8 protein-coding genes are annotated in these 7,497 nt (G+C 62.2%); 6 read left to right on the plus strand and 2 right to left on the minus strand.

Annotated features, from left to right (window positions below):
- Nucleotides 1–436: 436 nt before the first annotated feature.
- The 6 genes from QZ307_RS10215 (at nucleotide 437) to QZ307_RS10240 (ending at nucleotide 5,558) form a co-directional block, all read left to right on the plus strand.
- Nucleotides 437–1,045, plus strand: a complete 609-nt coding sequence (locus QZ307_RS10215) for a hypothetical protein (protein WP_295999535.1) — start codon at nucleotides 437–439, stop codon at nucleotides 1,043–1,045.
- Nucleotides 1,046–1,265: 220 nt separating this feature from the next.
- Nucleotides 1,266–2,105, plus strand: a complete 840-nt coding sequence (locus QZ307_RS10220; protein ID WP_295999537.1) for an ABC transporter ATP-binding protein — start codon at nucleotides 1,266–1,268, stop codon at nucleotides 2,103–2,105.
- Nucleotides 2,102–3,079, plus strand: a complete 978-nt coding sequence (locus QZ307_RS10225; protein ID WP_295999538.1) for an ABC transporter ATP-binding protein — start codon at nucleotides 2,102–2,104, stop codon at nucleotides 3,077–3,079. The genes QZ307_RS10220 and QZ307_RS10225 overlap by 4 nt, the downstream gene beginning before the upstream one ends.
- A 1-nt stretch (nucleotide 3,080) precedes the next feature.
- Nucleotides 3,081–3,848, plus strand: coding sequence for an energy-coupling factor transporter transmembrane protein EcfT (locus QZ307_RS10230; RefSeq protein ID WP_295999540.1), 768 nt, complete (start codon nucleotides 3,081–3,083; stop codon nucleotides 3,846–3,848).
- Nucleotides 3,849–3,967: 119 nt separating this feature from the next.
- A complete protein-coding gene (locus tag QZ307_RS10235) occupies nucleotides 3,968–4,294 on the plus strand; it encodes a helix-turn-helix domain-containing protein (RefSeq protein ID WP_295999542.1) in 327 nt (108 codons plus the stop codon).
- Nucleotides 4,284–5,558 (plus strand): type II toxin-antitoxin system HipA family toxin, encoded by a 1,275-nt coding sequence (locus QZ307_RS10240; RefSeq protein ID WP_295999544.1) that lies wholly within the window; start codon nucleotides 4,284–4,286, stop codon nucleotides 5,556–5,558. Before QZ307_RS10235 ends, QZ307_RS10240 begins: the two co-directional genes overlap by 11 nt.
- Nucleotides 5,559–5,563: 5 nt before the next feature.
- Here QZ307_RS10240 and QZ307_RS10245 read toward each other — a convergent pair whose 3' ends face one another.
- Both QZ307_RS10245 and QZ307_RS10250 read right to left on the minus strand, forming a co-directional pair.
- A complete protein-coding gene (locus QZ307_RS10245) occupies nucleotides 5,564–6,223 on the minus strand; it encodes a DUF6320 domain-containing protein (protein WP_295999546.1) in 660 nt (219 codons plus the stop codon).
- Nucleotides 6,220–7,497, minus strand: a 1,278-nt coding sequence (locus QZ307_RS10250; RefSeq protein WP_295999547.1) for an alcohol acetyltransferase, incomplete at its 5' end; no start/stop codon positions are given. The genes QZ307_RS10245 and QZ307_RS10250, both read right to left, overlap by 4 nt.

Genomic DNA, 7,497 nt, shown 5'->3' on the forward strand with positions numbered 1-7,497 from the left:
GTGCTTTGTTGTGCTAAAGTACGGCCCAGCAATTGAATAGACCTGAAACCGATGAGGCGAAAGTCAAGCCATCCGGGCACTCCCAGAGAGCGGGCGCAGCTGAGATTCCCGCAGAACGCCAGATGGTAAATGGATCGCCGAGGGAAAGGGGAAAGGTTGGCGCGGTTTGTATCCGCGAGGCCGAGTATCTGGACCGTGAGCCTGCGTTAAAGGCAGAATGGGTGATAGCCCGTTCATGAGAGGGTTCGCAGCCGCGAGCCAATTAAAGGTGGCACCGCAGATCTTTAAGGGATCTGTCCTTTAAGCAAAGGACAGATCCCTTTTTTGTTGGGTCGCCTCTCTCGATCAGCGTCGGCGCAGGGCAATTGCGAAGACAAGGAAAGCTTGCGGAAAGCAAGCGCAACCGGGCCCTGTGCCCAAGAAAGGACTGATCGAAATGGCAGAACTCCGTATGACCGCTGATGGCGAGACCGCAACCCCCGCTACGGGCACCAAGCGTGCCGTAGCCACCCAGGACAAGAAGGGCCTGGGCATCCAGGATCTCATCCTCGTGGCCGTGCTGCTGGCCGCCGGCGCCGTGCTGAAGCTGACCGTGGGCAGTCTGCTGGCCTCCTTCGGCATGAAGCCGAACTTCATCATCGCCGCCTACTGCCTGGCTATCATCATCATTCGCCCGAACGTGGCCCAGTCGCTGGTGATCGGCCTGATCGCCGGTCTGGTGTGCCAGATCCCCATGCTGAACGCCACGCCGCTGCTGAACATCCCCTCTGAACTTCTTGGCGCCCTGGCCTGCGGCCTGCTCATTCACGTGCCCATGAAGATTGGCAAGCTGGACATCAACCCGTTGGTAAACACCTTCATCTCCACCTGCGTGTCCGGCTTCACCTTCGCAGCGCTGTCCGTCTACATCAACGTGGTATCCGTCGGCGGCGACTTCGCCGTGGCCATGGCCGCCTATGTGGCCATCGTCCTGGGCACCGCCACCTTCAACTGCATCTTCGTCCAGATCCTGGCCACCCCCCTGAAGAAGGTGCTGAAGCGCTAAACAGGTTAGTGCAGGTTTCGGCAAAGGCCGAGCTAAGAGGAGACACGGGGTGCCCTGACCGAGCGCAGTTTCCCCCAAGGGGACTTGCGCGCTTCGCTTGCAGCGCCGACACGCGACTGAAAGTGTCCAGTGGACACTTTCACAAAGCGAGGACTGTTTGAGCGAATCAGGGTACTCCGTGGCTCCGACTTCGGAAGAGCCTCGACAAGAAAGACCAGCAATGATCGAGTTCAAAGAATTCAGTTTCCGGTACCGCGAGGGTGCCGAGCCGGTGGTGAAGGACATCTCCCTGACCATCCCCGACGGCACCTTCGTCGGCATCACCGGAGCGGCGGGATCGGGTAAGTCCACCCTCACCTACGCCATCAACGGCATCATCCCGCACTGCTACCCCGGCGATTTCTACGGCGCCGTCAGCGTAGAGGGCTGCGACACCGTGGAGACCTCGCTGACTGATCTGTCGCGACTGGTGGGCAGCGTGTGCCAGGACATCGATTCGCAGATGGTGTCCACGGTGGTGGAGGACGAGATTCTCTACGGCCTGGAGAATTTCGCCGTGTCGCGGGAGGAGATCCCCGCGCGGGTTGACGAGGCCCTGGCCTCCATGGGCATTGAGGACTTGCGCTACCGTACCATCGACAGTCTGTCCGGAGGTCAGAAGCAGAAGGTTGCGGTGGCTTCCGTGATTGCGCTGCATCCGAAGGTACTCGTGCTGGACGAGCCCACCGCTGAGTTGGATCCGGCTTCCTCGGTGGCAGTGTTCGACCTGCTGGCCCGCTACGCGCGCGAGCATGGCACGACGGTCGTGGTGGTGGAGCAGAAGATCGCGCTTTTGTCCGATTACGCCGACCTGCTGGTCATCGTGGACGATGGTTGCATTCGCTTCGCCGACACGCCTGATGCGGTGCTGGCCCATTCCGACGAGCTGCTAGCTCTGGGGGTGAACTGCCCGCGTGCCACGACGCTTATGAATGCTCTGGGCAAGCAGGGGCTCTATGACGGCCCCACGGTGCGCAACGTGGCCCAGGCGGCGGCAGCGCTTCAGGAGGTGCTCGCATGATCGAGTTCAAGAACGTCTCGGCGTCCTACGACGGCGAGCTGGCGGTGCTGCGCGATGTCAGCTTCACGGTGAACGACGGCGACTTCGTGGCCTTTGTGGGTACCAACGGCGCTGGCAAGTCCACCACCATGCGCTTGGCCAACGGGCTCCTCAAGCCAACGTCGGGCGAAGTGCTGGTGGACGGCGTGCCCACCACGGCTTTAAAGACCAGCGAACTGGCCCGCAAGATCGGCTTCCTGTTCCAAAACCCAGATCGGCAAATTTGCTGCAACACCGTGCGCGAGGAGTTGCTGTTTGGCTTTAAGGCGTTGGGCGAGGAGGGACCGGAGGCCGAGGCCCGCGTAGACGCCATGATCGAGCGTTTCGGCTTCGATGGCGACGCGGAGCCCTACCTGTTGAATCGCGGCACTCGTCAGCTTTTGGCCTTGGCTTCCATCATTGTGCTGGCGCCGCCCACCATCATTTTGGACGAGCCCACTACGGGTCTTGACTTCCGCGAGTGCGTGAAGGTCATGGACATCGTGCGCGAGCTGAACGAGAGTGGCACCACGGTCATCATGGTGTGCCACGACATGGAAGTGGTGGGCGACTTCGCCCATCGCGTCATTGCCATGACGGCGGGCCAGGTAGTGGCGGACGGGGCCACGTTCGATGTGCTGCGCGACGGCGAGGTGCTGAAGGCCGCTCACATTCTGCCGCCCCAGGTAAGCGAGGTGTCCATGATTCTTGGCCGCCAGCCCGGCTGTGCCCCCGCCGTGGCGGCGGCGAACACGGTGCCCCAGATGGTGGAGGCCGTGGCTCAGGCGAAGCAGGCCGAGCTGCAGGATATGGCCGAAGCAGCGGCGCTGGCCAACGATGTGCTGGCAGTGCTGGCTGCCGAGCAAGGTGCCGCGGCGGCGGGCATCGTGGAGGCACCGGCTGATTACGAGGCGCCGACGGCGGCGACGGTCGCGAGCGAAGAGGAGGGCTGCTAAGATGGCGAAGTTTCTGGAATATGTGCCGGGGGACAGCATCCTGCACCGCATGAACCCCAGCGTGAAACTCATCTGCGCCGTGCTGTTCGCCATCGCCTGCTTCGTCACCAGCAATCTTGTGTTTCTGGTTGTGCTTTTGGCGGCGGCCTTGGCGCTGGCCGTTTCCTGCGGCCTGGGCCGCGAGACAGCGGGCCTGTGCAAGGCGGTGTTCGCGTTCTCGCTCATCCTGGCCGTGGTGATCCTGCTGACCACGCCCTACGGTATGCCGCTCGTGCCGCTGCCCTGGGGCTTCATCGGCACCGGAAGCCTGTTGGCGGCGCTCACGGTAATGGTGCGCCTCATGGCCGCTGCCATTCCGCTGTTCTTGGTGTTCTACGTCACCAAGATGAACGACATCACGAACTCGGCCGTAAAGCAGTTGCACGTGCCCTATAAGTACGCGTTCACGTTCACCAGCACGGTGCACTTCATCCCCGTGTTCATGAACGACATGGCTGGCATCATGGAAGCGCAGACGGCCCGCGGCGTGGCCTTCGACGGCTCCATCGTGCAAAAGGTGCGCCTCATGATCCCCCTGTGCGTGCCGCTGCTTATCAGCTCGGTGCGCAAGACGAACTCCGCCGCCATCGCCGCCGAAGTGCGCGGCTTCAACCTGCGCACCCGTGCGAGCGGCTACAAGGAGTACCCCCTCGGCGCGTCCGACTACGCCGCTCTTGCCGTCTGCGTGCTGGTGCTCGCGGCTGCCATTACCGTGGCCGTGGTGGGGTAGGAGGCTCCGCCAGCGGATTGCGACATTTTTTGCCACTTTCTATAACGGCACTATTTTACCTTTTACAATTTCGGTAAAATAGTGCCGTTATTGGTATATCAGCGAGAAGGGGTCGCTCTATGAACGCAACGGTGTTGGCGCGTTCTATCGGAATCAGGGTACGAAGTTGCAGGCTTGCCCGCGGGCTCACACAGCGGCAACTGGCTGAACTGGCTGGTGTGTCCGAACGCTTGATCCGGCTTCTTGAGGCAGGGGAAGCCCCTGGTATCGGTCTGGAAAAACTTGCGCTTATCCTGACTCCGCTCAGTCTCGATCTTCGTTTGGTCGATCTCGAGTGCGACGGCGGCGAGTTGCGGCAAGAGCCCGTAGCGCAGTCGAACGAATATGCTGTACTTCTTCTGCGTACGGTTGATAGCTGGACGGACGGGGGCCACGATGGCGAATAATGCACTTCAGGTAAGCATCGCTGGAGAGCGCACTGGCGTAGTGAAGCAGGACGCAAACGGTTCTCTCTCCTTCTCTTACTTCGAGAACTATGCTGGCGTTCCTCTTTCTCTGGCGATGCCCGTATCCAATAAAGTATTCGGCGATAAGCTCGTAAGGCCGTTCCTGTTCGGGCTTTTGCCCGACAGCCTTGAAGTGCGAAGAAGCCTCGGGCGGGAATGGGGGGTGTCGGCCGATAACCCTTTTGCGCTTCTGGCGCATATCGGCCTGGACTGTCCGGGGGCCGTGCAGTTGTGCTTGCAGAATGAAGAAGAACGGCTATCGCAGCGCGAAAGCGCGCTCGTGCCGATAACGGACGCGGAAATCGCCGCTCGTCTGGCGCGAGGGCGCGGTAATCGGAGGGCTCGATGGGAAACCAGTCAGGAGCGTTGGTCGCTCGGCGGCCAGCAGGCGAAGTTCGCGCTGCGGCGCGAGGGCGATGCTTGGTTCAGCTGCGAAGGGGCGGCGGCTACCACTCATATCTTCAAGCCCGGTATTGCCGACGTGCGCCTGAGTGCGCTGAACGAGTTCGTTTGCCTGAAGCTGGCGCGTGCCTGCGGTCTTCCCGCCTGCGAAGTGGCCTATGAAATGTTTGCTGGCGAGCCTGCCATTATCGCCACGCGCTACGATCGGGCCCGCAACGGCCAGGGCGACGTGGTGCGCTTGCATCAGGAAGATTTCTGTCAGGTGTTGGGCATACTGCCTGAAAGGAAGTATCCCGAAGAGGGCGGCCCTGGCGCGCGCGACATCGTTGCGGTATGTAAGCGCGCGGGTGAGCCGGCGGCGCGCAACCTCGCGCAGTTTATGGATATGCTGTTCTTCAACTACCTTATCGGTGCGCCCGATGCTCACGGCAAAAACTACTCGCTTCTATTGGGCCTGAGCGATGCCTATTTGGCCCCGCTCTATGACGTAGCCTCGCTTTTGCCCTACGCTGAGCGACCCTTCGACATCAAGTTGGCCATGGGCGTGGCCGGGGAAAACCGTGTCGGGCGCCTGAGTACCCGGCGTTTGGGGAAGTTCGCTGCCGACAATGGTCTTGAGGAGTTCGGACTTACGGGAGACGTGCTGGCGGGAAAGATGGCGGTCTTGGCCAAGCGCATACCCGGCACGCTGGACGAGGTGCTTACCGACCATTCGACTCTGCCGGGTATTGACGAGCTTGGTAGCCGCCTGCACCCGCTCATAGCGGAGCTCTGCGAGCGCTCGCTGGCGCGGCTGGGGTAGGGTGTCTACTTCACCGAGAACAGCTTCCTCACCTCACGGCCGAAGCGGCCCTTGGTGAACAGCAGCAGCCCGGCCAGGAACAACACGGCGGCAGCCACGGACGCCCAGGCCAGATAGGGCCAGGTTACTTGACCCAGGGCCAGCGAAAGGGCCGGCACCGCTCCCAGCACTACGTCGTAGATAAGGTATTTCGCGTAATCGGTGACGAACGTGCCGCGGAACACTACCACGAGCACGGCGTCGAAGAGTATGGCGAGCAGACTGATGCCAGGAATGACGAAGGTGGTGACGACCAGGTTGCCCGTGGCGATGAACCACAGGGCGGCCACGGCCAGAAGCACCAGGAAGTAGCGCTCGATGAGCCGCAGAAAGTCCGGCGCATGCACAATCATATTGCGCACGAACAGGTAGTTCAGGGCCAGGGCAATTACGGCGGCTGCCACGGAAAGCGGCGCGGAACCCAGAGCAATGCCGAGGGCCACCGTGCCTGCAGCGATAACTAGGCTGGCGATGAGCAGCACGCGGCGCGCCAAGGTACCCGTGCGCACAAAGGTGTTGGCGGGGAAGGGCGACGGGGTTTCAGGACCCGTCAGGGCTGTGCCGCAGAGGGGGCAGCAGTCGAGGTTGCCCGTATAGTCAAGATGGCAAGCGTCGCAACGTTTCATGAGCGTCTCCCCACCCGCCCCTGGTCGCGTCGCGGCGCGGCGGTCTTCTGCTGCTGCCATGCGGCTCCGGCGGCCAGAAGTCGGTCTTCCAACTGGGCTTCTTTCAGATCGTGGTCCACCTCTGCGGCTTCCTTGTTCACGTTGGCGAAGCCCGTGATGCCCTCCTCGGCCAAAAGGCGTACCAGATGGCGCGCGGCACGCAGACTGATGAGGCGGCTGGAGATGCCAATGCTCAAATCGTCGCCGTAGGTGCTGATGATGAAGTTCAGGCCAGCAGGCGACGTTAAGGCGCTGATGCCTTCGACGTAGGGCGCTGCGGCCTCATCTACGGTGATGCGCCCCAGACTGGAAACGGTACAGGTAACTTCCCGGGCCGTTTTCCAAGCGGCAAGATCCAAGGCAAGGTCCTTCACGAACAAGGGGGCCATGCGCAGAAACGGGTTCTTCTCTAGCTTGACCATGGTCATCATGCGACGCTTCAGGGCCGTGGGCTCCGTGCCGTCGGTCATCTGCTGCTGCACCTGGGCGGCAATCTGCGCCAGCGTCTCGTCGGTGTCGCCGGGGATGTAGCTGACGAAGGCCAGACCGAAGAAGTTGCGCAGGGTGGTGGAGCCGAAGAGCGAGCGCAAATCGACGGGCACGTCCATATGGATAGCGCGGTTGCGCTCCGAGGCAGGCATCTCGGCACGTAGGGCGGCAATAACCGCGGCAATGAGCCAGCTGGTCACCGTGGCGCCGGCCGCCTTAGCGCGACGGTGGACGGCGGCCGCGGAATAGTGAAGCTCCAGATAGGTGAAGTGCTCGTCGGTCTTCCAGCCGGGCAGCCGGAAGATCTTGGGTTGGCCGGTGGCTCCGGCCGCGTCTCGGTCGTAGTGGGCCGAGAAGCTATCCTCGGTTTTCGCCGCCTCAGTGCCCGGGTAGGGCTGCTGGCTGACGGGGGCGTCGTAGCGCTCATGGGCGTAGGCGGCCAGCAGGGCCTTCAGGAACTCGAGGCTTCCGCGGCCGTCGGAAATCATATGGGACACTTCCACGTTGATGCGCCGCTGGTAATACGTGACGCGGAAGAGCACGCTTTTGGGCCCCGTGTGCAGCCCGTAGCAAACCGGCAGCGTTTCCGGCTGGACTGTGGGCGTGGTTTTCGCTGGCTCCAGGTAATGCCAGAACAGGCCGCTGCGCAGGCACACGTTGAAGCCGGGGAAGCGCTCGATGGTGGCATCGAGGGCGCGCTGGAGCGCCGCGGCATCCACGGGTTCGGTCATGGTGGCCGCCAGGCG

This window comes from uncultured Adlercreutzia sp. (assembly GCA_910585575.1).
Classification (GTDB): Bacteria; Actinomycetota; Coriobacteriia; order Coriobacteriales; family Eggerthellaceae; genus Adlercreutzia.